The following is a 25,884-nucleotide window of genomic DNA, read 5'->3' on the forward strand; positions in this document are numbered from 1 at the left end:
CGGGTACAGTGATGAATCAGTATCTGTAGTCCAGCGTCACCATCACATTGCGCGGCGCGCCATAGCCGACGGTGTCGAAATCTCCCTTCTGAAGCGCGTACTTCCTGTCCAGGACGTTGTTGACGTTGATAGCCACACTGGATTTGTCCGTGATGGAGTAGCGACCCATTACCGAGAGAAGTGCATAGGATCCCTGTTCTCCACCCAGGGAACTGGTTCCTGTGTTGGGCGCGTTGTAGAAGCGGCTTTGCCATTTGAAGCCGCCGCCCAGCGTCAAGCGGTCCCATTGGCCCGGCAACCGATAGGTCGTGAAAAGCTGCGCTGTGGTGCGGGGCAACTGCGTGTTCAAGCGCTCGTGGGCACCGTCCTTCGCAGTGAAGTGCGCGACACCCGCGTAGACGTTCCATCCACGGGACAGCTCTCCCTGAAGATCCAGCTCGACACCGCGAGACCTGGTCCCGTCGGCGCCGCGGTAAGCCTGCGCTCCGCTGGGTGTGTAGGTGCCGGCGACCGATTGCGCGGCGTTGTCCAGTTCGGTGTGGAAGAGGGCAATCGATGCAGTCAAGCGCCCGTCAAGAAGCCCTGCCTTCAGCCCGATTTCGCTTGTTCTGCCTTTTGAAGGGGTCAGCACGTTACCGTTGCTGTCCCGATACTCGGTCTGTGGGTTGAACACTCCTGTGTGGCTGGCGTAGACCGAGTACGTCGCGTTGATGTCGTAGATCAGGCCGGCGTACGGGGTGAACTCGCCACTTTTTCTGTAGTGCACCGGTGCTCCACCGGCCGCATCGTCGATTTCATAGGTACTGAGGCGACCCCCGACGATCAGCTTCAATGGTTCAGCCAGCGAGAGTCGCGCCGCGCTGTAGACGCCACCTTGCTTGATTCGGGTTCGCGTCGGCGTTGTGGACATCGCATCGAAGTCAGGCCTGCGGAATGAGGGGCTCAACTCATACACGTTCACCGGCCAGATGCCTGCATAGAAGGGGGCGACGTCCACCTGATATGCGTTGCGCCGCGAGCGGGTGGCGCCGACGACCAGATCGTGCTGTCGGCCAAACAGCTGGAAGGGGCCGCCGGCCATGACGTCGAACGTGTTCTGGCGACTGCGCCCCTCGGACGCCAGCGCTACCGGATAGGCCCCGTTGGGGAACACGCCCAGGCCTGTGGCACGATCAGGTCGGCCGATCAGGCCAAGGAGCTCGGCGGCACTCTCGGTCCGATATTGATTCGCGGTGGCCTGGAACTTCCAGCCGTTTCCGAAGAGATGCTCGATTTCGGCGAAGGCCGTCTTGAGGGTGTTGTCCCAATAGCTCCAGTCCTGCGCGTAGTTCCTGGAGCGCGGATACTCCGCTTGCGTACCATCGCTGAACCAAAGTGGGAGGCCTCCCCAGGTCGATCCCTTCGGCGTGATGTCCTGGTATTCGTACCCCAGGCGGAAGGTCGTGTCGGCGGTCAGATCGGCCTCGATGACGCCGTACAGTGACTTCCTCTGCGGCCTGTAACCATCAAGGTAGCTATGTCCGTCCTGGTATGTCCCCACCAGTCGCGACCGGATCCGCCCGTCCGCGGTCAGCGGTGTGGAGATGTCGCCGACGCTCCGATAGGTCTCCCAGCTGCCAGCCCCCAGCGAAGCGCTCGCCGAGAAATCACGTGTCGGTCGTTTGCGCACAAGATTGATCGCGGCTGAAGGGTTGCCGGTACCTGTCAGCAGGCCCGATGCACCACGCACGACTTCCACGCGGTCGTAGAAGGCTGTATCAACAGCGCCGATGCCACTTCCATTGACGGTGCTGCCGACCACCGTGGGTATGCCGTTGTACTGGATGTTATTGATCAGGAAGCCTCGCGCATAGAAGCTGGTACGCTCACTGTCCGACTGGTACGTGGCGATTCCGGACGTGCTCTCCAGCGCTGCCTGCACCGAGTCCAGGTGCTGGTCATCCATGCGCTGACGCGTCAGTACAGTCAGTGCCTGCGGCGTCTGCTGGAGCGACAGCGGCATGCGCGTGGCGGCAGAGGACTCCCGCGTCGTATAGGATCCTGTGCCCTCTGTGGCCGCCTTGTCCTTGTGAGCCAGCACTGTAACCGTGGGTAACGCGGTCTCTTCCGGCGCTGTCCATTCGTCCGCGCGATCCGACGGAACGGATTCGCCTGCAAATGCGGTCGGCGCGCCCAGCAGGGCCCATGCAACTGCCACGGCCAGGCCAGCGTATCGGGCGTCCCTCGGGCGCCCGCGCCTGTACTCCAGATCAGAATTCCCATCCGCACCGGCAAGCACGTTGATCGGGTAATGGGGAGCATCGGCGCTCTGCTGGCCAGTCATAAATAATAGTCATTCGCGTTTGGGCGGCACATTTAACAACGAAATCCAGTGGAACACTGGCGAACCCAGGCCAGACTATTGTTCAGTCAGGCCAGGTCGGCAGGCGGCAGGCGGCAGGCGAGAGTCGGCTGCAACGAAGGAGCGGGGTCGAACCGGGCCGGAGGTGGAGCAGGCCAGGGGGGGGCGGGAGCTGGCCAGCCCGTTCAGCCCGGCAGATGGCCGGGCAAGGTGATTGTGGGCGGCGCGATCTGCGGCGCCAGCATGGAGCGTTCTGAAAGGTAGCGCCCAGGTGGCTTTCCCATCGCCTTGCGAAACATGGTTACAAAGCCGCTTGCACTGCCGTACCCCAGATCCAGTGCGATCGTTTGAACGCTTTCACCTTGGGCCAGACGTTGGAGCGCAAGGATGACGTGCAGCTGCCGGCGCCAACGCCCAAAGCCCATGCCGATCTCGTCCTGCAGGAGGCGGCTCATGCTGCGCTCGCTCATGCCGACGCGGCTCGCCCATACGCCCTTCGGGGTCTTGTCGGTCGGGTCGACCAGCAGGCACTCGGCCAGGCGACGGAGTCTTGCATCGCGCGGCATCGGCAGATGCAGATCTTCAACCGGGGCCTCTGCCAGCTGGTCGAGCAATGTGGCAATGAGGCGCTCCTCCTTGCCTCCAGCTGCATACTGCTCAGGAAAATCAGCCGCCTTCAACAGCAGTTCGCGCAGCAATGGCGAAACCGCAACGGTACAGCAGAACGTTGGGAGGTCCGGTGCGGCCTCCGGCTCGACAAACAGGCAGTAGCATTCTGTGTGTCCCGCTCCCCTTGCCGAGTGGGGAAGGTCGCCCGGTATCCAGACTGCGCACTGCGGAGGAACGATCCAGACGCCATCTTCCACCTCACAGGTCAAGACGCCGCGAACCGAATAGATCAGCTGTGCCTTGCGGTGCTGGTGGCGCTCATTTTCCCAGTCCCGCGCCACCGAAGCGGCAGTAACGGCTACAACTGCCTGGTGAAGGCTGTCGACGCTCGCGTGCGCTGCGAAATCAGTGGTGGATACTCTGGACATGATGAAGGGGTCGATAGGCGGACGGCGATCTGCCGCCCGATTAGGGATTGCGGCCATTCACTTGTCAATGAAGCAGGCGCATGCTCGCGGCTGCGGGCTCATCGCCCGTTTGCCCGCTTTGGACGCCCCCTTCTGAACGGAGCCGGCTTGCGATGGCGGTTTCATGGGATGATGCATCACTGTGCCCGCCTGCCAACATATGCATACGCTGACTGATCCCCACCTTCTCAATGACGTCGCTGAGATCGGTCGTATCGAGGCAGTGCCGCGCATCCTCGAAACCGTAGCCCATATCACGGGCTCGAGATTCACGGCGATTGCCAGGGTTACAGAGACGACCTGGACGGCCTGCGCCACCCTGGACACGCTCGGGTTCGGGCTTGTTCCAGGCGGGCAGCTGGTCCTGGAAACCACCATCTGTGACGAGATCAGGCAGTCATCAACCTCCGTGGTTTTCGCACGCGCCAGTACCCACCCGCTGTACTCCAAGCACCACACGCCTCGGATCTACGGGCTTGAGAGTTACGCGTCGGTTCCGATTCATCGGCCGGACGGCAGATTCTTCGGCACCCTGTGCGCCATCGATTCTTCGCCGGGCAACTTCGATGAAGCCCATGTCCGACGGTCCATGGAGCTGCTTGCCGAGCTCGTCGGCAACTATCTGGACAAGGAGGACCGCCTACAGGAAGCGGAGACGGCGCTTTCGGACGCGCAGCGGGATTCCGACTTGCGCGATCAGTTCATCGCGGTACTGGGCCATGATCTTCGCAGCCCCCTCCAGGCAATCAGCGTAGCAGCAGATGCACTTGAGGATGAGGCGACGTCCGCGCGTCAGCAGCAGATGCTTGCGCACATCGCATCTGGCGTGAACCGGATGGATGGGCTCATAAACGATGTACTTGATTTTGCCAGGGGCCGATTGGGTGGAGGCATCCCGATCTCGCTCCGGGAAAGCGATACGCTGCAAGCTGACCTTGAACGAGTTGCAGCGGAAGTGGCGATCGCCACCGGTCGCGAGGACATCGATGTGCAGATGCGGATCGAGGGCAGCGTGGTCTGCGATCCCGGCAGGCTGTCGCAGCTGCTGGCCAACCTGCTGACGAACGCAGTGCAGCATGGCGAGCGGTCGCTTCCTGTCACGCTGAGGGTGCACGCTGCATCCAATCGCCTCACGCTGGATGTGCACAACGCAGGCTGCATTGCGCCCGACAGGCTCAGCACCATTTTCAACCCGTTCTCGCGTGAGAAGGGCGAGCTTCCCAGGCCAGGTCTTGGTCTGGGCATCTACATCGCATCGGAGATTGCCAAGTCTCATGGCGGGATACTCGATGTGGTGTCAAGTGAAAGTGCCGGAACAGTGTTCACGTTCCGGATGCCAAGCGCGGATGTTGCCTGAGCGCCGGGGCTGGCCCTGCTTGATGCCGCGGCATGCACTATCCAGGAGGTAGGCCGCGGTGGACTTTCGCTCAAGCAAGCTGTGGTAGCTCACGTCGTAGCACTTCGTGCGCTGCGCGAGGGCGAAGGCAGACCGTCAGGCACCTGTTGGCCGGACAATAGCTCTGTCAACGGAAGCTCTCGCGCATCCAGCGTGGATCGTGCCTCCTTGCTGGGGTTGGTCGGAAAGTTCCTTCTCGAACGCTTGATTGTAGATCTGTGTACCGTGGGCAATACTGAGATTGCCCCTGAGCGAGAGGACAGATCGTTGAGCGCCTCCATGCTTCCAAGAATCATAGGTTTCGACGTGCCACGGCTACAGGAGCATGTCGACTCATCTACCGACGAGGCCATCATTGCATTGCTGGACCTTGCCCCCGGTGCTCGCTGGATTGAACTGTTCCTGATGAAGTGTGAGGCGCTGGCGACTCAGCTTTCGCTTGCGCAAGTCCGGGTTGAAGGCTCGAAGATCTACTTCTACGGTTCGATCAGCGACTCTCGGGCGCTTGCAGATGCTGTCATGTCCATCGTCCACGTGCTGAATGATCAGCTGATGCGGGAAGGGAATGATGCAGCTGGGCAGGAGGGGCGTTGCTAAGGGCAGGAGAGTCGTGACCAGCATAGGGTCGCGATCTCCGCTGCGCCGGGGTGCCCGCGGAGACTGGATCGAGCCGCAAGCCTGACTTGGAGGGCGCCCAGCCATGCCTCGCGCATTCCTCGCGGATCTCTGATGTAGATGTCACACGCGAGCCGGATGACGGGGTCAACTTCATGGCGAAAGCTGACAGCAGGCAGGGCGCCAGAGTTGAATGCCAACCCCCAATGGGTGAGCTCACGCTCGACGTCAACGAAATCCTTGTTCCTCGTGCGTTCCATGGTTTGCTCCTGTTGGACATGCACTGTACACCCTTCAGGACAGCGGCCTGTTCATGGCGCTTGTTCATACTCGATCCAATCGGGCACGGCTGCGTAACGCGCTGAAGCCCACTGTGGGGTCGCAGCAGATGGCTGCATCGGAGCAAGACATGAACAACACTTCCCAGAACCAGAATGATGGCCGCAACTCGAGTGTCGAGAAGAAGCCCGGCCAGCAGGGCCACGCGGACGGCAAGGATCTCGGCGGTGAGGATCTGGCCGGACAGCAAGGGCAGCAACAGCAGCAGCCAAGCGAAACAGAGACTGGACAGCCAAGCTCTGGCCAGAACCCAAAGGCGGGTGTTGATCGCGACAGTCAGCGTTGATGCCCCAGAGGTGGCCGCGCCCAGCGCGGCTGCTTCGGCATCGACAGGAAGGCTGGAATGTCGTCTCACAATCAGGCTGTGACCTTGATGTCTCAGATCATGTGCCAATCGCGCCCGGTCAGCACGACGACGATGGCTCAGTGCCGGGCTTGCCATGGCGAGAGTCCTGGTGGAATGGAATGTGCGCGGTGTTTGACTGAAGAGTTGGGAAGAGTGATTGCCAATCGAGGCGCTGCTCTTTGCTGGCTTGAGTCGTTCCTGAAAGTTCAGCGAGACGAGGCACGCGTGTTCATCTGTGCAAAGAGAGTCGATGCGTCAGCCTTGGAGTAGTCGCATTCGGACCTGACATTGCGCAAGCGTATGCTCGATAAATCCAGGAGCAACGCTATGAACTTCCCGATATGCATCTACGACCGAACGGGTACGGGGCTCGGCCTTCCTGCCGGGTGGTGGATTGACCTTCAGTCCGATCTCCCCGCTCTGGTGAGAGGTGGTGAGCGCATAGATCTGCCACGCTCATCGAGAGATGACCGCCCTCGCCTGGATCCTGAAGTTCTCAGCGATCTGTCGAGGCGGATCCGGGGCTCGCAATGGCTAGAGTAGATCGAGCCCAACCGCCAGGCGTGCGCTGGTTGTTCTTCCGTCTTCGGAACGGACAGTCGATCAGCCCCGCCAGGCTGATGTCTGTCTGGTGCGAAGCCAGTGAATCGACTGAGTGCGCAGTACGCCGCGAGATCATTGACGGTGCTGGCTACGTGTATGCCCTTTACGCGCCCAATGGGCTGCGCTCACCTCGTCGCGTGGAACTGCGCATGAGGGCGCTTCTGGAAGAGGCGGGATTCGCCTTTACGATGGGAAGTTTGGCCGGGAGACATCCAGCCGACGGCTGAGGCGCGCCGTTTCCGGGACTGGAGGATCAATCTCCCGGTGGGTTCGCCGCCGCTCTGAGATCATGGCGTAGGGCCAGCCCAGCCGGCCGAAAGACTTTGCGTACGCTGGACGCGGCGCGGTGCCGATGCCTCCGGGCCCAAACGTGGTCATGCGCAATGACGGAACATCCGGCGAAATCAGGCAGCAGCTGAATCCATGCCTCGGGTATCTGCCCGCGCGCGATCGGCAGCAACAGCCTTGCGCCCTACACGCGATCACTTTCAGGCAGCCGCGACAGACCTCAGTGGAGCCTTCGCGGCGGCGGAGGCAATCCAGCCCTTCGGGCATGTCCATCACTCGCTTCTAGTCCTCGATATCGAATGGATCATCTGCTTGGAGCGCGCCAAGAGTTGTTGACGACGGCACTGCTCGAGCCAGTGGTGCCAGATCTCCATTTCGTCCATCAGACCTGTGGCCCCGCATGCAGGGCAGGTGAGGGTGGTTCCCTTCTGATCTGTTTCAAAGCCTGCGCCCCTGGTCATTGACGACCTCAGCCCACAGCTTCTACAGGTTGAACGCACCTGATCCAGTCGGATGATTGCGCCATCGAGTGCAAGCTGGGGCAGGATCGAATGGACCCTGAAGGCGTTGGGAGGGTGCATGGTCGTGCCATTTGGGGGGCTGGACACGGGAGCAAAGGATTGTGCACCGGAGAAGAGCCGCGAGATTGCAGTGTCCGCTCTTTGATGTGAGATCCCCTTCACGTCAATCGTCTCCGGCTGGCGGTCGAGGTGGATAGCCAGGAAGGATGCCCGAACGGGGCACACCCCCTGGGGGCAAAGCCGTTGCCAGCCCACGGCAGCAATGTGGTGCTGGCCCCTGACGGTGCCCACCCAGTTCTTGCTTCGCATCTGCGAAGTGCCGCTGCAGGTCAGTTTCCGCGCACGCGATAGAGCAGCTGTCTGCCGAAATGGGCCTGACGGTGGAGTTTCCGAGTGATCGTGTTCGTTGCAGAGATCTGGCGGAAAGCTGAGGCACTGATTCATCGAACCGTAGCTCTACCGCGGCGCCACGATCTCCATGGCCAAACTAGAGCCGTCCCGGTTCAAGCCGGCAGCTGAAGACATTTCCTCCACTGCAAGGACGAATACTGAAACTTCCGCCCTACGCATGGCAGATGCAGTCCATTCCGCATCTGGACTATCCACAGCAGGTTGGCGCGTTAAGACTCGGATGCATCAGATCCGAGCAGCGTCGAGGCGACTCCACGTTTCAATCCCTGTTTGAGCTCAACCCAGCTGCGGCGGGTGTTGACGGGCGTAAACGAATCTCCAATCGGGATTCAGTATCCCCTCGTGGCTTCCGCTGATGGGGCAGATCAGTGGCGCAGATCAGTGTCTGTGGCGCACGCTTGCCAGAGACGGCATTGAAGATGACCGGCCAGTACGCTCGGCCGTTGATGCCGGCATGCCTCCGACCGGCTTCACAAATCTGTACCCCGAAGACGGGCATAGTGCCCTCTGAGTAGTGTGAGCGCGTCCATCCAGCCACGGGGTTTCCCCGAACGCCAGGAGGTCACTGTGCCAAGTTGGGATGAAGGAATGAAGTTGACGCGTCGCCAGGTGATCGCCGGCGGCGCCACGACCGTGGCGATGTCCGCCGCACCGGGGGCGTCATCGCTCGCCGCCGAGCTGGCGGCATCCCCGCCGCCCAGGCCGCCGGTCATCAGCACGGTGGCGTTGACCGTCAACGGCGCGCGCCGGGAGCTTGAGCTCGACACGCGGACCACGCTGCTCGATGCCCTGCGCGAACATCTGGAGCTGACCGGGACCAAAAAGGGCTGCGACCACGGTCAATGCGGTGCCTGTACCGTGCTGGTCAACGGTGAGCGCATCAATGCCTGCCTCAGCCTGGCGGTGCAGCACCAGGGCGATGCCATCACCACCATCGAAGGCCTCGGAACCCCCGATGACCTGCATCCGATGCAGGCCGCCTTCATCAAGCATGACGGTTACCAGTGCGGGTATTGCACGCCGGGGCAGATCTGTTCGGCGGTAGCGGTACTGGACGAGATCAAGCGGGGTGTCCCCAGCCATGTGCAGGCGGACGTCAGCGCACTGCCCCAGGCCACCAGCATGGAAATGCGCGAACGCATGAGTGGCAACCTCTGCCGATGCGGCGCCTATTCCAACATTGCCGAGGCAATGCAAGAGGTCGCTGGCGTGACCTCTGCAGGGAGGCGCTCATGAGGGCCTTCAGTTACGAACGCGCGAAGTCCCCGGCCGAGGCCGCCAAAGCCGTGGCCGGTACCGAGGGTGCGAAGTTCCTGGCCGGAGGGACCAACCTGCTCGACCTGATGAAGCTGGAGGTCGAGACGCCAACGCACCTGGTCGACGTGCAGGACATCGGCCTGGACAGGATCGAACCCACCGACGAGGGCGGCCTGCGCATCGGCACGCTGGTCACCAATACCGCACTGGCCTCGCATGAACGCGTGCGCCGCGACTACGCGGTGCTGACCCGCGCGATCGTGGCAGGCGCCTCCGGGCAGCTGCGCAACAAAGCCACCACCGGCGGAAATCTGCTGCAGCGCACGCGCTGCCCGTACTTCTACGACCCCCATCTTCCCTGCAACAAGCGCCTGCCCGGATCAGGCTGCGGCGCGCTCGAAGGGTTCTCCCGGCAGATGGGCGTGATCGGCACCTCGGACAGCTGCATCGCGACCTATCCGGGCGACATGGCGGTGGCCCTGCGGGTGCTGGACGCCTCGATCCAGACCGTCAGGGGTGACGGTAGTACGCGCAGCATCCCGATCGCCGATTTCCATCGTTCCCCCGGCGACAGGCCGCAGCAGGACAACGTGCTGCAGCGCGGTGAGCTGATCACCCACGTCACGCTGCCGGAACCCCTGGGCGGTCGGCACGTGTACCACAAGGTACGTGACCGCGCGTCCTATGCGTTCGCACTGGTGTCGGTCGCCGCGGTCGTGCAGCAAGACGGCTCGGCGCGGTTCGCCTTCGGTGGAGTTGCGCCGAAGCCGTGGCGCATCGAGGCAGCCGAACCCCTGCTGCGCGACGGCGTAAAGGCCGCGGCCCGGCAGGTGTTCGCCGGCGCCCGTCCGACGCGGGAGAACGCGTTCAAGATCGCTCTTGCCGAGCGCACCCTCGCAGCCGTGCTGGTGGAAGGAGAGCACTGATGCCCCTTGAATTCAACGCCCCCGCCGGTGACAACCTGTTCGACAAGGCTAAGGTCGTCGGCAAGTCGACGCCGCGCATCGACGGCCCACGCAAGACCACCGGCACCGCCCCCTATGCGTATGAGCGCCATGACGTGGCACCGAACCAGGCCTACGGCTATATCGTCGGCGCGGGCATCGGCAAGGGGCGCATCATTTCTATGGATGCCTCCCGCGCACGCGCCGCCCCGGGCGTGCTGGCGGTCATCACCGCACCGGAGACCAAGCCGGTCGGCAAATCGAACTGGAACAATGCACCGCTGTTCGGCGGCCCCGACGTGGCCCACTACCACCAGGCCATCGCCTGCGTGGTGGCAGAGACCTTCGAGCAGGCCCGCGCCGCCGCGGCATTGATCCGCACCCGCTATGAGCGCGGCAAGGGCCGCTTCGATTTTCCCGCACTGGCGCCGTCCGCGCCGCTAGCAAAGGGGCGCGATGGCAAGCCCGACCGGCAGGCGCTGGGCGATTTCGACACCGCCTACGCGAGCGCCGCGGTCAAACTCGACGAGACCTACCACACCTCCGACGAAAGTCATTCGATGATGGAGCCGCACGCCACCATCGCCGCCTGGGAGGGCGACACGCTCACGCTGTGGACGGCGAACCAGATGATCGACTGGGCCAGGCAGGGCATGGCGGCGATCCTCGGCATCGATCCTGCCAAGGTGCGCGTGGACTCGCCCTATATCGGCGGCGGCTTCGGCGGCAAGCTGTTCATCCGTGCCGACGCGGTGCTGGCCGCGTTGGCGGCCAAGCAGGTCGGGCGACCGGTGAAGATCGCGCTGCAACGGCCTTTGATGGCCAACAACACCACCCACCGGCACGCAACCATTCAACGCGTCCGGATCGGTTGCGCGAAAGACGGCAGGATCTCCGCCATCGCCCATGAGAACTGGTCGGGCAACATCAACGGCGAGGACGGCGAGAACGGCACCCTGCAGACGCCCAAGCTCTATGCGGGCGCCAACCGCCTGGTGGCCAACTACATCGCCACGCTCGACATGCCCGAAGGCAATGCAATGCGCGCGCCGGGCGAAGCGCCAGGCCACATGGCGCTGGAAGTGGCGATGGACGAGATGGCCGAGAAGCTGGGCCTCGACCCGATCGCGTTCCGCATCCTCAACGAGCCGGAGGTCGTACCCGGCGACCCGTCCAAGAAGTTCTCCGACCGCAACCTGGTGCGCTGCCTGCGCGAAGGCGCCAAGCGCTTCAACTGGAACAAGCGCAATGCCAGGCCGGCGCAGGTAAGGGAAGGGCACTGGCTGGTCGGCATGGGCGTGTCCGCGGGGTATCGCGGCGCACCGACGATGAAGTCGGCGGCGCGGGTGCGGCTCGACGGCCAAGGCGGCGTGATCGTGGAAACCGACATGACCGACATCGGCACGGGCTCCTACACGATCATCGCGCAGACGGCAGCCGAGACCATGGGCGTGCCGCTGGACCGGGTCCAGGTGACCCTCGGCGACTCTCGTCATCCCGCCTCCGCCGGTTCCGGCGGCCAGTGGGGCGCGGCAAGCTCCACCGCAGGCGTGTACGCGGCGTGCGTCAGCCTGCGCCGCAAGGTGGGCGAGAAAATGGGCTTCAACGGCGACACCGCAAACTTCGCCGATGGCCGCATCCAGGCGGATGGGCGGACCATCAAGCTGGCGGAGGCGGGGACACTGTCGGCGGAGGACGGCATTGCCTTCGGCGACTTCAAACAAGGCTACGACGTCGGCACCTACGCAGGGCATTTCTGCGAGGTCGCCGTGCATGCCTACACTGGAGAGACGCGCATTCGCCGCATGCTTGCCGTATGCGATGGCGGCCGGATCCTCAATCCGCTGTCCGCACGCAGCCAGGTCATCGGCGGGATGGTGATGGGCGCGGGTGCGACCCTCATGGAGGAACTGGTGGTCGACAAGCGGCTTGGCTTGTTCATCAACCACGACCTGGCCGGCTACGAGGTTCCCGTGCACGCCGATATTCCGTACCAGGAAGTGGTCTTCCTCGATACGCTGGACCCGGTGATCTCGCCGATGAAGGCCAAGGGCGTGGGTGAACTGGGCATCTGTGGGGTCGGCGCCGCGATCGCCAATGCGGTCTACAACGCAACCGGTGTGCGCGTACGCAGCTATCCCATCACCCTGGACAAGCTGTTGCCCGGCTTGCCCGACGTGAGCTGACCCTTGCGCATGGACCAACCCGCGGCCTCAGCCACTCTGGAGGCCTCCGCGATGGGTGGAGGAGGGCCCAGGGATGCTGCCGGGCAACTGTTGGCAGCGCCGGGCTTCCTCACCGAAGGAAGCCCGCGGAGCGTGCTCGAGACGGCCTTGACGCGCGTGCGCGCGGGGCAGCACGCCGTGCTCGCGCTGGTGCTGGAAGCCGATGGCTCCACCTACGCCGGTGCCGGCGACATGGTGCTGTTCTGCAACGGCAGCCAGGTCGGCTGGCTGAGCGGCGGATGCCTGGAGCCCGAGCTCGCGCGACGTGCAGAGCAGGTAAGCGTGGCAGGGCAGGTCGATTGGATCGAGATCGACACGCGCAGTGACGAGGACCTGCTGAGTGGGTCCGCGCTTGGGTGCCGCGGTCGGCTGCGGATTGCGCTCCTGCCATTACGTGCCATGGCCGGCATCGACGTTGTCATCGAGGCATGGCTGCGCGAGGGTGTGCCACTACAGCGCGAGCTTCGCGCATCGGGGCAGATTGTTTTCCGCGCGGGCCATCGCGAGCGGACGTGGCAGCTGCATCCGATGGACGGTATGCAGCCCTTTGGTGAGGGGGCGTGGTGTTTGACGCTGCCCCGGCTTCCGCGGGCCCTGATCCTGGGGGGCGGTCCTGAAACGCCCTTCCTGGTTCCGTTGCTGCGTGGCCTGGGGTGGCGGATCAGCGTGGCCGAACGGCGAGCGCGCTGGGCCTCAGCGGGGCAGGGCGCGGATGCACAGTTGCAGACCAGCCCGGCCGAGGCCTTCCATGGCGACCCGTGCGACGCGGTACTGGTGATGCATCACGATTTCGAACTTGACCGGGAGGCGCTGGTGGCCCTGGCGGATACCAAAGTCGCGTTCATTGGACTGCTGGGTCCGCAGCGAAGGCGCGAGGACTTATTCAAACTGCTGACTCCGGATCAGCGCCACCGCCTGTCCCCGAGACTTCGATCACCGGTTGGCCTGAAAATCGGCGGCCGAGGGCCAGAGGCGATTTCGCTCAGCATCGCCGCGCAGCTGCAGCAATGGCGAAGCGCGCACGGCAGGTGACTGACCCGCATGCGGTCGTCGTGCTTGCTGCCGGCGGGAGCACCCGACTTGGCCAGCCCAAGCAGCTTCTAACCCGGCAGGGCGAGACCCTGGTACATCGCGTGGTCCGATTGGCGCTGGAGCTCGCGCCAGCGCAGGTGCTGGTCGTAGTAGGCGCGAACGCACAGGCAGTGACATCCAGCATTGCCGGGCTGGATGCCACCCCGGTAACCAACCACCACTGGGAACGCGGCCTGGCGAGCAGTCTGCAGGTCGCCGGCGCACACTTGCTGCCGACGGTGAGCGCGGTGATGGTCGTGGCATGCGACCAGCCCGCAATCGAGCACGCCCATCTGCAGGCGCTGCTTTCGGGTGCCCGCGCCGCGGCATCAGCGTGCGCGGGCACGCGTCACGGGAGTGCGCTTGGCGTTCCCGCGGTAGTACCGCGCGCCTGGTTCAGCCCTGTGGGTGCAGCCGGTGACCGCGGCTTCGGAGCGCGCCTGCGGCAACTTCCTGCCGATACCGTGCATGTCCTACAGGCACCGGAACTGGCCCTGGATATCGACACGCCAGAAGATCTTGCGCGTGCGCGCGATGCGGGCTGGATCGATACTGAGTGAGTCGCACGCTCACCTGCCGGGAATCCGCGAATGGCATGCACCGCAAAGCAAATGGCCACCTGTACGTGGACCCCGATTCCGCTATAGGTCATGCGTGCCACCTCGTCCTTGTGAGTGGGTAAGGGGTGGGGCGCCAATGAGGGGCAGCAAACGGTCGTGATTCGTCACGTTAATCGAATTGAATCCTTTGGGGCGATGCGTCGCATGTTGCTATATGGCTTGGTTGCACCGATGGTGGAGAAGGCGTGGGACGTAGCCGATGCAGTCGCGACAAGGGATGTTTATCGTGGGTAGGAGAGGGCGGCTTTCGCCCCAAAGCGGACTTCGACGTCGCAAGTGTCGGTCTCGTTGCCCTGGTTAAACTTCAGCTTGCCAGCAGGACGCAGTCGACCTAAGATCGGCCCGAATCAACGGGATAGCGCACCGTACGGTGCGCTATGGATAAATCGTATAACCGCATCCAGGGGTCTGGTTATTAGGTAGCTAGAGCCAAAGACACAAGGAGGAGTCGTGGATAAGCACTCGTACTACATGACCATCGCGATCGCAGTTCGTGAGAATGCTAACTGCCTTGGACGAAAAGTCGGGGCGGTAATAGTCCGAGACGACAGAATCGTGTCCACCGGCTATAACGGCACCCCGGAAGGAATTAAGAATTGCTGCGATGGCGGCTGTGTTCGGTGCAGGGATCGAGAAACCTACCAAGCGAGCGTCGGCTATGACGTGTGCATCTGCGTTCATGCTGAGCAGAACGCTATCGTCTCCGCTGCTCGTTTCGGTAACGGTGTTGAAGGCGCCACCGTTTACTCGACTCTTCGGCCTTGCTTTGACTGCACGAAGGCAATGGTTCAAGCAAAAATCAAGGCTATCTACTACCTTCATGACTGGCAGCACCCAATAGCTGAGCTCAGAGAGCAGTACAACGTGCTCCAATCAAAGGGTTTTGATAACCGCGTCCACAAACTGGACATTGAAGATCCAAGAGCAGACTGGGCAAACAACAAACAGCCTGCGCCGCCGATGGCCGTCAAGCCTAAAGCAAACGCGCCCGCCCGAAGATCCGCTGCCGCAAAGAAACCAAACCGCAAGTGAGCTTCCTGCGCTTGGGTCTAACATTCGTTCAAGCTGGTGCCGCTTCGCGGCACGGCTTAACTCAGGCGTTCTACGCTCGTCTCCAGCCAATAGCAGCCATTGTCGGCGCAGGGGATTAGGAAGATTTATCGGCGGTAGGGAGGTCCGCTTTCGACCCAAAGCGGACATTGGCCTGCTGAGAGGGGAGCGGGGCAATGCGGGCCCAGGAGGACTGCATTTGGCTGGACTAGCTGTCGTATCCTCGGAGAATGGGAAAGAGGGATCCACCAGGTGCGGGCGACCCGATTTACCGGGTGCGAGTCAGGGCAGCGTCCACAAAGCCAAGGGGCTGGAGTGCGACCATGCCATGGTCATGGCGTGCGACAAAGCGCAGTTTTCTGCAACGAACTATGCCAAGTGCCGGATGTACGTCGCACTCAGCCGAGTGAAGGAGTCGCTGACGTTGGTGGTCTCGGATGCCAATACGACGCCACTTTTCAAGCTCTGAGGCGAAGGGCGCCGCCCCTGATCAGTCAGTTTCCAGAGAATGAGCAAGAATAACCATTCTGGCAAGACAACATGAGCGAACAAAGCAACCACCACTATGTGCCACAGTTCTATTTCCGGTACTTCTCGACGGATGGAAAGAGCATCTGTTTGGTGAACCGTTTGACGCGCTTAGCAGTCCGCCAAGCATCTATTCGTGGCCAAGCTAGCAAGACAAATTTCTATGGTGAAAAGGAGGTCGAGAAGGCACTGGCAGTCGTTGAAGGAGATAGCGGCGCGTCTTTACGAAAGCTGATTGAGGCACGCGACCCTGCCACACTGGCGCCAAAGGACGTCGATCGAGTTCTGGGGTGGGTGGCGCTTCAACGTTCGCGTACGGTAGCGGCGCGCGATACGGGACAGCCCATGCACGACAAGATGCTGCGGATGTACCTAGAAGCAGCGATAGGCAGTGACGGAGATCTGGATGAGGGACAGCGTCAGGAGCTCTTGACGTCCTTGGGCAGCGTCAGGGCGAATCCAGCGCAGGCACAGTTGGTCGAGATGAAAGCCGCGCTTGAGAGCGCGGAACGCTTGGCGGATCTAAAGCCGGTTATGCTGATTAACAGGACAGCCCGGCCCTTCATCTTTGGCGATGCGCCGGTGGTGTTTTACAATGGGTACTACCGAAACGTCAGACACCGCGGTGTCTTAGGCTTCGATACACCTGGGTTAATGGTGTTCTTCCCGCTGTCGCCAACCCTGGCTCTGATGCTGGCAGACAGCTATTGCTACGACGTGAAGCGCGTCCGGGACAATCAACTTCAGGTGCGGGAACTTCGAGATGTGGCGGCGCTAAACAAGCTGCAGATTCACAGTGCATCTTCCTGCGTATATTTTCACGATTTCCAGTTTGCAGGCTACGTCTCCGAACTATGTCGACAGGAGCGAGCCACACTGGCGCCGCACGTTGGAACCGTCATCGAAGCGCCTGGCATAGAAATCGGTACCGGAAATCAAATGGGCGACATCGTGCACGGATTCCAGCCTCAATTGCCATACTTCCTAGCGCTGAGTTTCCTGAAGCATCCGGTTATCGGAGATGACCGGTACCGGTTCGCGCGCCGTAGCGAAAGATTTGCGATCTAGCGGCGGACGAGCCAGCTTCTATAGCAACATTGTGGCAGGCTTCAGATCTCCCGCCTATCGGAACCTAGCGCTGGAAATGAGGTGGACCTTCGTCGGGTTCGGTTTCAGGAGATGGTAGGGGAATGGCACCGGATGGCAGCACTGGATCGAGCATCTTGGCAAAAGACAGCGCTACTGGCGGGCAGATGCCACATTGAATCTCTTCATCCACATCAACTTCGTGTCGATGCAAATCGAATGCATGGCAATCGAAGCTCACTCGATAGAACTTCGCGGTTGGATGCGCGTCGTGCAAAGCCTTTACGACGACAGTCTGGATGGCGCGAGAGCAACGCTCTCCGAAGTAGATGCCCTTGAGGCGAAGCGGAACGCTAAGCGAACCTGGCTTCTCGGCCAAAATTCGCCATTCCCGTTCATATTCCCATGACTTCGCCTTGGAAAGGAACGCTAGATCCAGGACCCGCTCCCGCGCACCCGCTGCGCGATCGACTTTCCAGGAATACAGATCGCTGAGCGGGATGGCACGGTCGGTGCCATAACGCACTCTCATGAGGTTTCTGGCGACGCTGTCCTGTGTCGAGAACTCAAGGCACAGGCCTTGATGCTGTTGCGCATAGTGACTCCACATCAGCGGGCAATCCCATCTTTCGGCAAGCGAAAGGACGCCCCGCCTTCCAATTTCTTGCAGAAGCATGCGCCAGATGTCCGTTGTCACAAACATGTCGTATTGCAACTGTGCTTCTAGCGGGTTCTCACTCGCCAGATATCGGAAGTTTCCTAGAACCGCGTCGGGATCTTTCTTGGGCCTGTATTCCTTGCAGAGAACCTTCAGGAGTTGTTCTTTGTGAGAAATCTCGATGTCGTCTCTGATGCTTGGCTTCGAATCCAGCGGGTCATTGAAGATGCTTGGACTGGCGAAGTACGACTCTGAGCCGCATAGCTCTTGAAGCAAGTAGTTGTTGAAGGATTTGTACTTATAGAGCAAATCAGGCGTGTCCATGGTACTCACCTTATGTCGACTTCTCAGTGGCGCCAGCAATGACGTGGTTCTTTAGGTTTGGAACGATCCGCTGTTCGAGCATTTCTCTCGCCCAAGTGCCAATTTCGCCTGACGCCGAAGTGATCTGCCCCAGAGCTGCCGCAACGCGCGTCTGCAGAGCGAGGTTGCCACTCGTCGCGACCTCATCAATCCAGCTGCCTGCGTCCGTACGGTAGTGCAGCAGGAAGCAATGGATTGACCATGTGATAGGTTCAACAATGCCTTCCTGGTGGCAGACCACTGACCCGCCATCAGGAAGATCATGGGTGACGAGACCTGATTGTGATCCTGCAAATGCCCCGCTAGGGATGGCTTGTGGAAACGCCGCCAACTTCTCAATGAGTGCCGACCCTACCGGCACTAGCAGGCCTGACTCGCGGTCCTGAAGCGCAAGCGGTAGTGCGGCAAGGTAAGAAAGCGCCAGCCATGACGAACATGAGATCACCTGCACATCGTCGTCGGGATCTGTTTCAATCAGCACGTCTGGGTTGCCGTCAACACTGACTAACATCTTGTCTTTCGATATTTTCCGAACACGAACAATGCGACCATTTAACTCGGTGATGAACTCGGTTCCGTCTTCGGTTGAAGCGGCGGTCGGCTCGTCTGCGAGCAGGCTTTCAATTTCCTTGCGGCTACCAGGCTCCCCTTTGGTAATTCGCAAACGAAGAGCCTCTGCTATGACTAGCGGGCCAAAAGGCAGCCGGCTGCCGAGTGCCTTGACTCGGGGCAAGTTGTCTTCGGCCCATAGTTCATGCGCGCGGCTGAGGCTTGTTGCAATGAGTGCTGCCGTCAGAATCGGCAACCGTATCCACCATACTGCTTTATCGTTCTCATCCAGGCCTGACTTGATGATTCCCCGCATCCTCAACGCCTGTAGAGCCGGAGTGTCAATCGACGCTGCGAGATAGTCCTGCGGCACGCGATACCGGCCCAAGGCAGCCAGGACCTCATTCGCAGGGCGCGGTTCGAGGTAGTATGCAAGTAGCGCATCAGCAAGCCTATCCAACGCCGATCTGCCTTCGTGATCGTTCGCGATCACCTCGCGAGCCACTGCCAAGCTCGCCAAGTCGAGCACCGGCGGAAGACGTACGAATGATCCGGCAGGCCGACTCGAGTCGGCGAGCGCATTAGTGGGTACCAATGCCCGAAGAACCCAAGGCTCACGAAGGCCCTCGTCGTGTCTGCTGCCTGGCGTCAGCGAAATATGGTGCGCCGCAAGCGCTTTTGCTGCATCCTTGAACTCATCGTCGTCAAGAGGGCCGACGGTGACAGCAATACTCCGGCGCCCGAAGGTGGTCAACTCCCGCCCCGTTGCCTTGAGTCTTGGCAGCGAGCCGATGTCATCCGACGAGACTACAACTCCGATTCGATTGCCGAATCGAGTGGATGCAAGTTCGTCCAGATCAGACTGCGTTCTTGCATGGTCTGGTTGGAAGCCATCGACGGCCAAGAGCAGAAGTGCACCGGAGCGGCTGGAAACATCACGCAACCAATCTCGCGCTAGATCCGCGGTAACGTGCCAGCCTAGGCGCTCTGAAAGCAAGTTCGACAGCGCCTGAAAAATCCCATCCGGTCCAGATTCAATGAGCAAGGCGGCTTGTCCTGGCCGTGAGCCAACAACCTCGACTATCTGGCAGAGAACGTTACTTTTACCAGCCAATGGTGGTCCGGATACCAGAACAAACTTGTTCTGATCTAGGCCTTGCAATGCTTCTGAAGTTGCGCGGCGCTGAATACGAAATCCGCGCACGAAGGGAAAGAGCGGCTCGCCCCACGTCCCACTGCGCTCTTCTATCACGGACAGTGATGCCTCATTTATCGCTGGGGCCCAATCCGCGTCGCTCTTCATGAGAATAGCGACAGCCTTGTCCAGGTCTTGAGCGGCGACCCGACCTACCTGCTGTATCTTTTCTAGAAGATCAGCCTCTGCTTTATTCGACGGATCCCATGATTCGCCAGTTTGTGTCAGGTAGCATCGGGTCTCATTTCCATTTGAGACCACGACTAGTGGTGGCATCGGTGTGGTGAGTCGTGCATACGAAAGCCCCTGATCCTTGTCGTCCTCGGTGAGCTCGATACCGGGACGCTTCAGCTCCAGCATTACAAGCGGACGTTCCGCCTTAGAGACCAGTACGTCTGCTCGACCACCTACCCGATAACGTTCCTTGCCATCGATCTGAACAGGAGTGTGCCCCATCCGTATCTGAAACATAAGTTGGTGACGGATGTCGGATTGATCGAGAAATGGGAAGGCTGCGAGAATGGCACCACGAATGCGCCCCTCAAGCTCTGCCTCGTTGATGTCGACAGAATTTTCCATCTTGCCCTGCATTACTCTGCGTATAGGAATTCGGCGCGCTGGACGCCAGGAACGCCGGCACCAACGATGAAGCTTATAAATACGCCATGCATATATCCAAGCTCCTCCGTGTGCGCTCGCAACTTCTCTAGATCGCGGTCATCGGGCTCGCGATTCGATGACTTCTTGAGCACGAGAACGAGAAGATTTGGGCCATGTCTCCGACGGTGAACGATGATGTCTGGAAGCACGCGACTACCCTCGTCAGCGTCGTTTCCGGAGCCGCTAGCAATTCTCTTCGGGTCCACACCATCGCGGTCATACTCGCAATCGACATGCCACCCGGGAAAGTTGGCTTCCAGGTAGGTACCCAGTCGATGGGAGATTGCGCGCTCGCCTACGCAGACTTCGAACAGGTGGGCATCGGCATCGAGCACGCGATTAACCGCAGAGATGACGTGATCGGCAACCTGTCTGTCACGGGCCGTTTCATAAAGAGACATACGCCAAGGCATGGGGATTCCCAGCAATTTTTGCCATCATACCGCTAACGGCGTAGCCGGGAGGTGTTGCCTGGAATTGCAAGGCGTAGAAGGTGCCCCAGCCCAGCTAGGGCGACTTGGTCGAGGTCGCGAACAATTTCCGTTGCCGAGCGGCGTCCGTGTCCGGCGCAAAGGTCGGGCTGCCGGGGCCATGGTAGATTGCCGCGGGAGAGGGCCCGGGCAATCAGCGAAAGTCCACGGCCCCGTGTAGGGATTTTCTGGCGCAGCCAGCGCGCCGCTGTCGGGCCGGTGGGCTGCGCGCCCTGCTTCTCCGGATCCTGGCCACCAGGATTCAATCCCGGACGCGGTGCCCGCGAGAGCAATGTCAGGGAATCGTCGGGAGGTCCTTGATCGCAAGCTCTATCAGCTCTCTCGCTATCCGTTCCGAATCAGGAACACACCTCCCGACGAAGTTGCGATGTTCTACACTTAGACGGTCGAAGCGAACAGTCGGACGACTTCTGCCGGCCACGACCGCGTTGGGTAGACGAGCAGAGATGAACTGCACGACCTTCTCATGGTTGCATTCGACGTGCGACACAAAGTGCCTGATCAGGCCGATGACCTCGCGCTTTGACTGGTCGCCCGCATCGAACTTTGACGCATATGTGTGCCAGAGTTCCTCGATGATCAGGTAGTGCCGCCGCAGCTGCTCCTCCGCATAGTCCAGGAAGTCACCCGCCTCTGCGAACGTCCTGATCCAGCGTCCCGCCCCGAGCGACACCTGCGGCATCTGATCGGGAGGGGGCGCAAACACGATCTCCGCTTCCGCTCGGTCGCTGAGCATTAACGTATCGGAGATCTCGACGGTTCCACCATTCTGCGGGAATGAGGGAAGCGCGGTGTTGCGTCGGGTGAGTTGCAGCCTACGCCCGTATCTGAGTTCCCATGCCAGGATCAACTGTCTTACACGCAAATCGACGAACTCGATCAGCGAGCCGTGTCGAGCGTCAGCCCGGACTCTGTGATTCGGAGCGTGACGTCGAAGTTGTCGTCCTGTTCAAAGGTGCAACCCGGCCATTCGGGAGCAGGCAGGTAGACGGTTTGCCGGAACCCTCTAACGAAATAGGTGATTTCCAAAGTGTCGTTATTCATAGCTTGTCGGCGGACAGGGATGACCGATGTTACCGACCAAAAACCCCTGCTGCATGGTCAGCGTTCTCTTCGCGCCGGTCATCATCTGGGGATGATAACTCGCTGTATGGATGGCTCGTTGGCTGCCTCATAGGATGCAGCGTTGTGAGCTGATATCGAAGCGCCGGCGTTAGCTGGGCAAATCCGCTGGTGCAGGTCATTCTCGTGTATCAGCTGGCCGGCGTAGCGCCTAAGCGAAAGTGTCGTAGTCGAACCGGCACCTGCGAAGCACTTCCGTTGGAACGTATTCGGCCCCCAGTCCGTTCACGCGGCCACGTTCCGCGATCAGGTGCAGGTTCTTCCTTGCCCGCGACGCGACTACGTACAAGAGGCGTTTTGCGCTGTTGCTTCCATCGGCATCCGCAAAATGCGGGACCATGCCCTCCAGCAACGCATAAGCAATGACCGTGTCGTATTCATCCCCCTTGATGCCGTGGATGGTTGACAAGGTGATCCCGGAACGGTCCCGGAACACTCGCCGGAACGCATCGATCTCTCCGATGAACTGGGCGCCTTCTTTTTTAAGTCGCGCGACCCGGGTGGAGGAACTCTCGAAGAAGGAAACGTACTGGTCTAGAAGTGCTGGAAAGGCGGTGAAATCGATGCCGAGTGCGGAGAACAGGGCGCCAAAGTACAGTTCGACGTATTTCAAGCCATCGGTTTCAACTAGGACAATGCTATTGGCCTCCCGCAGAAGTCGCTTGGGCGTCATACCTGGCGTCGACACCCCGGCAGCCTCCAGCTCGACGAGGATCTCCTTGGCCCAGCGCAGCCTGCGGACATACAGCGCGGGCGATGCGTTGGTTAGCGCGATGCGAGCGACCTTGTACCAGAAATTGTCAATGTCGCGAGCAAAAGGCACCATTCCCGGCCCGTCGAACTCGCAGTCTGGCATTCTGCTCACCAGCCGCCGGGTCATGCCCGCAAGATGCACCCATTGCGGCGCGAGCACGCAGATCTCCGAAGGCTCGATCCCCAGCGTGTCGATGTTGTAACGGATTAACGCCACAAGTTGGTCCTCGAGGCCATCCTTACTAGTCGTCGCATCGTAGGTGATGATGCTGGGATATGCCTTGTGCTGGGACGCGGCCTCGATCGACGCCCCGTAGAGGTCGTAATGGCCGAAGTAGTCGATGATGCGGTCCGAGGATCGGTAGTTGTGGGTGAGCTCGGCTTCCTTGAAGGCGACGCCCGACAGCGCGGCGAAGTCCTTGGCGGAGATCGCGAACCCTCCAAGCGACTGGAAGATGGCCTGATTGGGATCACCGACGACGAACGCCCGGGTTTGTCCCGCGCCCGCAGCCAGAATCTCGGAGACGATCGAGTACTGGATTTCTTTGGTGTCTTGGTACTCGTCGATGAGGATAAAGGGGAAGATGCCGGACAGGAGCTTCGCGATCGACGGGTTTTTCGAGATCAGCTCGTAGGCGTAGTAGAGCATCAGCTCGAAGTCGATTTTCCGGTCATTCGAGAGTGTGTGAAAATAGTCCTGGAGGATCCCGTTGAGGGCGGCGTGCTTGCGCGAATCCTGGCAGGTCAGAATGTATCCGTCCTTGGTGAAGTAGAAGCCGCAGTCCCAATAGGTCACCTTGGGGGAGCGATAAGGCGCGCACAACTCGGTCAGCAGCTTCTCGGAGTCGTTGCTGCTGGCCACCGCAAACCCGTGTTTCAACTCGTCGTGGTAGATCCCGTAGGGCCGCAGTATCCACTCCAGGCAGAAGGAGTGGATCGTTCCGATCCAGAGGCGGGACGCATCGACACCGAGCCGCTCGATGCGATCCTTAATTTCGTCGGCCGCCCGGTGCGTATATGTGATGGCGACGAGGCATTGCCGTGGGGACTCCAGCTTCGACAGCTCTTCGGCGATCTTGAACGTCAGTGTCCTGGTCTTGCCGCTGCCAGGACACGCGACCAAGAAGACGCTGCCGGCCTCCCGAATGGCGTCCTTCTGCGGGTCGTTCAGATCATGGTTGGCCCAAACGGTCATGTCAGCTGGCCTTGTCAAGGATTCGGTTGATCGGATCGGCGGTGAAGGTCACCAGCATCAACGCCTTGATTGCGGCCAGGTCCATGTCGCCTGCCCGGAACAACTTCAGGGCCTCGCGGGTGCTTTGGATGACCTCCGGCGCCGACAGGCCCGATTTCTCGATGCACGCCACGCGGAAGCTCAGGATGTGGAACCAGACGTCCGTCGACAGTACGGGGCGCAGGAAGTGAATCGCCTCCACGATGTAGTCGGGGATGATGACCTGGTGGTCGATCCGGTTGCCGAGCGCGATGGCGAACCAGCCTTTCCCTTCGTAGTTCGCCATCAGCAACGCACGCTTACCGAAAACGGCGATGTCTCTGGATTCCAGCTCGGCCTTGGCTGTTGCGATCGTTGCCGGATCCTTGTAAACGCTGGCGATCGCTGAAACGACCTGGTCAGCGTTGCCGGCGTCGACGAAATCGACCTCGAAGGTGTGAGGGGCATAGAAGCACTCAACCCATGGATTGTCGTGCGAGAACGCGTCCAAAGCTGTCTTCCGTGCGACTCCCTTGGTCTGCGCACTGGCGCACTTGGCCTTGAACTTAGACAGCGCGGCATCGTCTGTCGCAGTAGGCGTGGTATCGAAGAAGGTCGCGTCCAAGTCGGTGACGATTGCGCAGCGCTTCTTGATCCGGTCGTCATGGAACAGCACAGCGACGTTCTGGAAACCAGTGCTGCGGATGTTGATCAGGCTAATGCCCAGTTCGTCGAGCGTGATTCCAAGCACCTTCTTGACCAGCGTGGGGATCAGGATCTCCTCGGCGTCGCCCTCCACCAGCATGACGCTTTTGGCGAACAGCAGGTTGCTGCGAACCGCGTCCAGGTACCGCTGGATGTTGCCGATGTCGACGGGATCGAGGCCGGTGGTCGGCTGGTAGGTCTCACAACCGTCGCCGACCTTGCCGAGGATATTCATATTCTCGACGTTACTGGCCTCGGAGATGTGGGTGGAGTGGGTCGAATAGATGATCTGGGTATCGGCGAAGTTCAGGCGATCGAACAGCGTTTTCTGGATATGGGTGTGAATGTGTGCTTCCGGCTCCTCGATGAGCAGGAAGTTGGCGAATGATTGGTTGGCTTTCTGATACTTGAACTCGAGCAGCTTCAGGGTCAGGTAGATCAGGTTGGCACCGCCGAGACTGAGCTCGTGGACCGCGCCCTCGTAGCCGTTCCCCGCTTCGCCCACGAAGAGCTTGAGCGACTGGAAGAGCTTGTCGGCCTCATCGGAGAGGTCTGAGCGGATCGACATCGAAGAAGGCGAATAGGCTTCGCCCGCGGCCTCCTTGATGGTGTCGACGATGTCCGAGCGCACGGTCTGGACGTCGTCGAGCCCTTCGATGGCATCGTTCAGATCCTTGACCTTTTTGGTGATGGGCAGGAACGTGACGGGATCGATCTCGCCACTCTTGCGCTTTAGCAGGTTGAGCAGCGGGTTGGTTCGATTGTTCTGGAACTCGGCAATGACGTCTCTGAGCGCCTGCACGAAGGTGAAGGAGATTTCTTTCGAGACAGAGAGCATGACGGGGACGCGCACACCGATCGCGGGGTGGTCCAGTTCCTTGCCAAACTTGGTGTTCTTGAAGTCGCCAACGATCTCGGCGTAGACGGCGGGATCGTTGAAGTCAGCCTCGCTTTTGCCGGTGAAGAGGGTCTCGTAGTCCTCGATCGAGACCCCGGAAAGTATGGCCGCCATCCCGTCGTGGTCTCCGGCGGTCAACTCCGACAGGCGACGGCGGATATCGGCCTTCGGCCGGAAGATCAGGTTGTACGTGGCCCTGGAGACGGTGCCGGCACCGACGTTGCCGGTGCCATGCAGGAAGAGCGACTGGATGGCCTCGTCTTGCGAGACCTCCTGGAACTCGATGCTGATGATGATCCAGTGGCCTTGCCAGCGCTTGAGACCCCAATGGAAGTCCTTCTCGTTGAGGCGGTGCGCTGAGCGCAGCAGATTGTCGTCCAGCAGGAGCCGGATCGCCCGGAATAGGTTGGTTTTTCCGGATCCGTTCTCGCCGATGATGGTGTTGATGCCTTTGTTGAAAATCAGCTTCGCGTTGGCGAAATTGCGATAGTTGACGAGGCTGATCTTGGAGATATGCATGACTGTTTCCTGTTTATCTAGCCTATATCCGTCAGAACGCG

20 protein-coding genes are annotated in these 25,884 nt (G+C 60.7%); 11 read left to right on the top strand and 9 right to left on the bottom strand.

Going from position 1 to position 25,884, the window contains the following annotated elements; translation table 11 throughout:
* Positions 1-16: 16 nt before the first annotated feature.
* Positions 17-2,323 carry a TonB-dependent siderophore receptor gene (locus tag ACVOJ1_RS07865; RefSeq protein WP_346480275.1) on the bottom strand — a complete coding sequence of 769 codons (2,307 nt, stop codon included), beginning with the start codon at positions 2,321-2,323 and terminating at the stop codon, positions 17-19.
* 203 nt (positions 2,324-2,526) lie between these two features.
* A complete protein-coding gene (locus ACVOJ1_RS07870) occupies positions 2,527-3,378 on the bottom strand; it encodes an AraC family transcriptional regulator (protein ID WP_111187015.1) in 852 nt (283 codons plus the stop codon).
* A 199-nt stretch (positions 3,379-3,577) separates the two neighbouring features.
* Here ACVOJ1_RS07870 and ACVOJ1_RS07875 point away from each other — a divergent pair, with 199 nt between their 5' ends.
* From ACVOJ1_RS07875 to ACVOJ1_RS07925, 11 genes are all read left to right on the top strand, one after another.
* Positions 3,578-4,774 (top strand): GAF domain-containing sensor histidine kinase, encoded by a 1,197-nt coding sequence (locus tag ACVOJ1_RS07875; RefSeq protein ID WP_346480276.1) that lies wholly within the window; start codon positions 3,578-3,580, stop codon positions 4,772-4,774.
* 306 nt (positions 4,775-5,080) lie between these two features.
* The gene (locus tag ACVOJ1_RS07880; RefSeq protein ID WP_253118483.1) at positions 5,081-5,410 is read left to right on the top strand and encodes a hypothetical protein; all 330 of its coding nucleotides are present in this window, start codon (positions 5,081-5,083) and stop codon (positions 5,408-5,410) included.
* A gap of 427 nt (positions 5,411-5,837) precedes the next feature.
* Positions 5,838-6,053, top strand: a complete 216-nt coding sequence (locus ACVOJ1_RS07885) for a hypothetical protein (RefSeq protein ID WP_065182350.1) — start codon at positions 5,838-5,840, stop codon at positions 6,051-6,053.
* Positions 6,054-6,643: 590 nt separating this feature from the next.
* On the top strand, positions 6,644-6,943 hold the full coding sequence (locus ACVOJ1_RS07890) for a hypothetical protein (RefSeq protein ID WP_227255271.1): 300 nt from the start codon (positions 6,644-6,646) through the stop codon (positions 6,941-6,943).
* Positions 6,944-8,524: 1,581 nt separating this feature from the next.
* Positions 8,525-9,172, top strand: a complete 648-nt coding sequence (gene paoA, locus ACVOJ1_RS07895; RefSeq protein ID WP_065182255.1) for an aldehyde dehydrogenase iron-sulfur subunit PaoA — start codon at positions 8,525-8,527, stop codon at positions 9,170-9,172.
* Complete coding sequence (locus tag ACVOJ1_RS07900; protein WP_053515781.1) at positions 9,169-10,119, top strand: FAD binding domain-containing protein; 951 nt, start codon at positions 9,169-9,171, stop codon at positions 10,117-10,119. Before paoA ends, ACVOJ1_RS07900 begins: the two co-directional genes overlap by 4 nt.
* Positions 10,119-12,323, top strand: coding sequence for an aldehyde oxidoreductase molybdenum-binding subunit PaoC (paoC, locus tag ACVOJ1_RS07905; RefSeq protein WP_346480277.1), 2,205 nt, complete (start codon positions 10,119-10,121; stop codon positions 12,321-12,323). The genes ACVOJ1_RS07900 and paoC overlap by 1 nt, the downstream gene beginning before the upstream one ends.
* Before the next feature lie 9 nt (positions 12,324-12,332).
* A complete protein-coding gene (locus ACVOJ1_RS07910) occupies positions 12,333-13,394 on the top strand; it encodes an XdhC family protein (protein ID WP_346480278.1) in 1,062 nt (353 codons plus the stop codon).
* Entirely contained in the window at positions 13,370-13,993 is a 624-nt protein-coding gene (locus ACVOJ1_RS07915; protein WP_346480279.1) for a nucleotidyltransferase family protein, read from the top strand. The genes ACVOJ1_RS07910 and ACVOJ1_RS07915 overlap by 25 nt, the downstream gene beginning before the upstream one ends.
* Positions 13,994-14,503: 510 nt before the next feature.
* Positions 14,504-15,085 carry a deoxycytidylate deaminase gene (locus tag ACVOJ1_RS07920; protein WP_346480280.1) on the top strand — a complete coding sequence of 194 codons (582 nt, stop codon included), beginning with the start codon at positions 14,504-14,506 and terminating at the stop codon, positions 15,083-15,085.
* A gap of 558 nt (positions 15,086-15,643) precedes the next feature.
* Complete coding sequence (locus ACVOJ1_RS07925) at positions 15,644-16,699, top strand: DUF4238 domain-containing protein (protein WP_346480281.1); 1,056 nt, start codon at positions 15,644-15,646, stop codon at positions 16,697-16,699.
* Between the two features lie 64 nt (positions 16,700-16,763).
* On the opposite strand, the gene ACVOJ1_RS07930 is transcribed toward ACVOJ1_RS07925, so the two are convergent.
* The 7 genes from ACVOJ1_RS07930 to ACVOJ1_RS07960 form a co-directional block, all read right to left on the bottom strand.
* Positions 16,764-17,699, bottom strand: a complete 936-nt coding sequence (locus tag ACVOJ1_RS07930; RefSeq protein WP_346480282.1) for a DUF2971 domain-containing protein — start codon at positions 17,697-17,699, stop codon at positions 16,764-16,766.
* A 10-nt stretch (positions 17,700-17,709) separates the two neighbouring features.
* On the bottom strand, positions 17,710-20,073 hold the full coding sequence (locus tag ACVOJ1_RS07935; RefSeq protein WP_346480283.1) for a type I restriction enzyme HsdR N-terminal domain-containing protein: 2,364 nt from the start codon (positions 20,071-20,073) through the stop codon (positions 17,710-17,712).
* Positions 20,073-20,555, bottom strand: coding sequence for a hypothetical protein (locus tag ACVOJ1_RS07940; RefSeq protein WP_346480284.1), 483 nt, complete (start codon positions 20,553-20,555; stop codon positions 20,073-20,075). The genes ACVOJ1_RS07935 and ACVOJ1_RS07940 overlap by 1 nt, the downstream gene beginning before the upstream one ends.
* Positions 20,556-20,907: 352 nt before the next feature.
* A complete protein-coding gene (locus ACVOJ1_RS07945; protein ID WP_346480285.1) occupies positions 20,908-21,483 on the bottom strand; it encodes a hypothetical protein in 576 nt (191 codons plus the stop codon).
* Between the two features lie 29 nt (positions 21,484-21,512).
* Positions 21,513-21,677: a hypothetical protein gene (locus ACVOJ1_RS07950; protein ID WP_346480286.1), complete on the bottom strand. Its 165-nt coding sequence runs from the start codon at positions 21,675-21,677 to the stop codon at positions 21,513-21,515.
* A 229-nt stretch (positions 21,678-21,906) separates the two neighbouring features.
* Complete coding sequence (locus tag ACVOJ1_RS07955; protein WP_346480287.1) at positions 21,907-23,703, bottom strand: UvrD-helicase domain-containing protein; 1,797 nt, start codon at positions 23,701-23,703, stop codon at positions 21,907-21,909.
* Position 23,704: 1 nt separating this feature from the next.
* The gene (locus ACVOJ1_RS07960) at positions 23,705-25,843 is read right to left on the bottom strand and encodes an ATP-dependent nuclease (protein WP_346480288.1); all 2,139 of its coding nucleotides are present in this window, start codon (positions 25,841-25,843) and stop codon (positions 23,705-23,707) included.
* Between the last annotated feature and the right edge of the window lie 41 nt (positions 25,844-25,884).

It is taken from the genome of Stenotrophomonas sp. STEN225 (assembly GCF_056756445.1).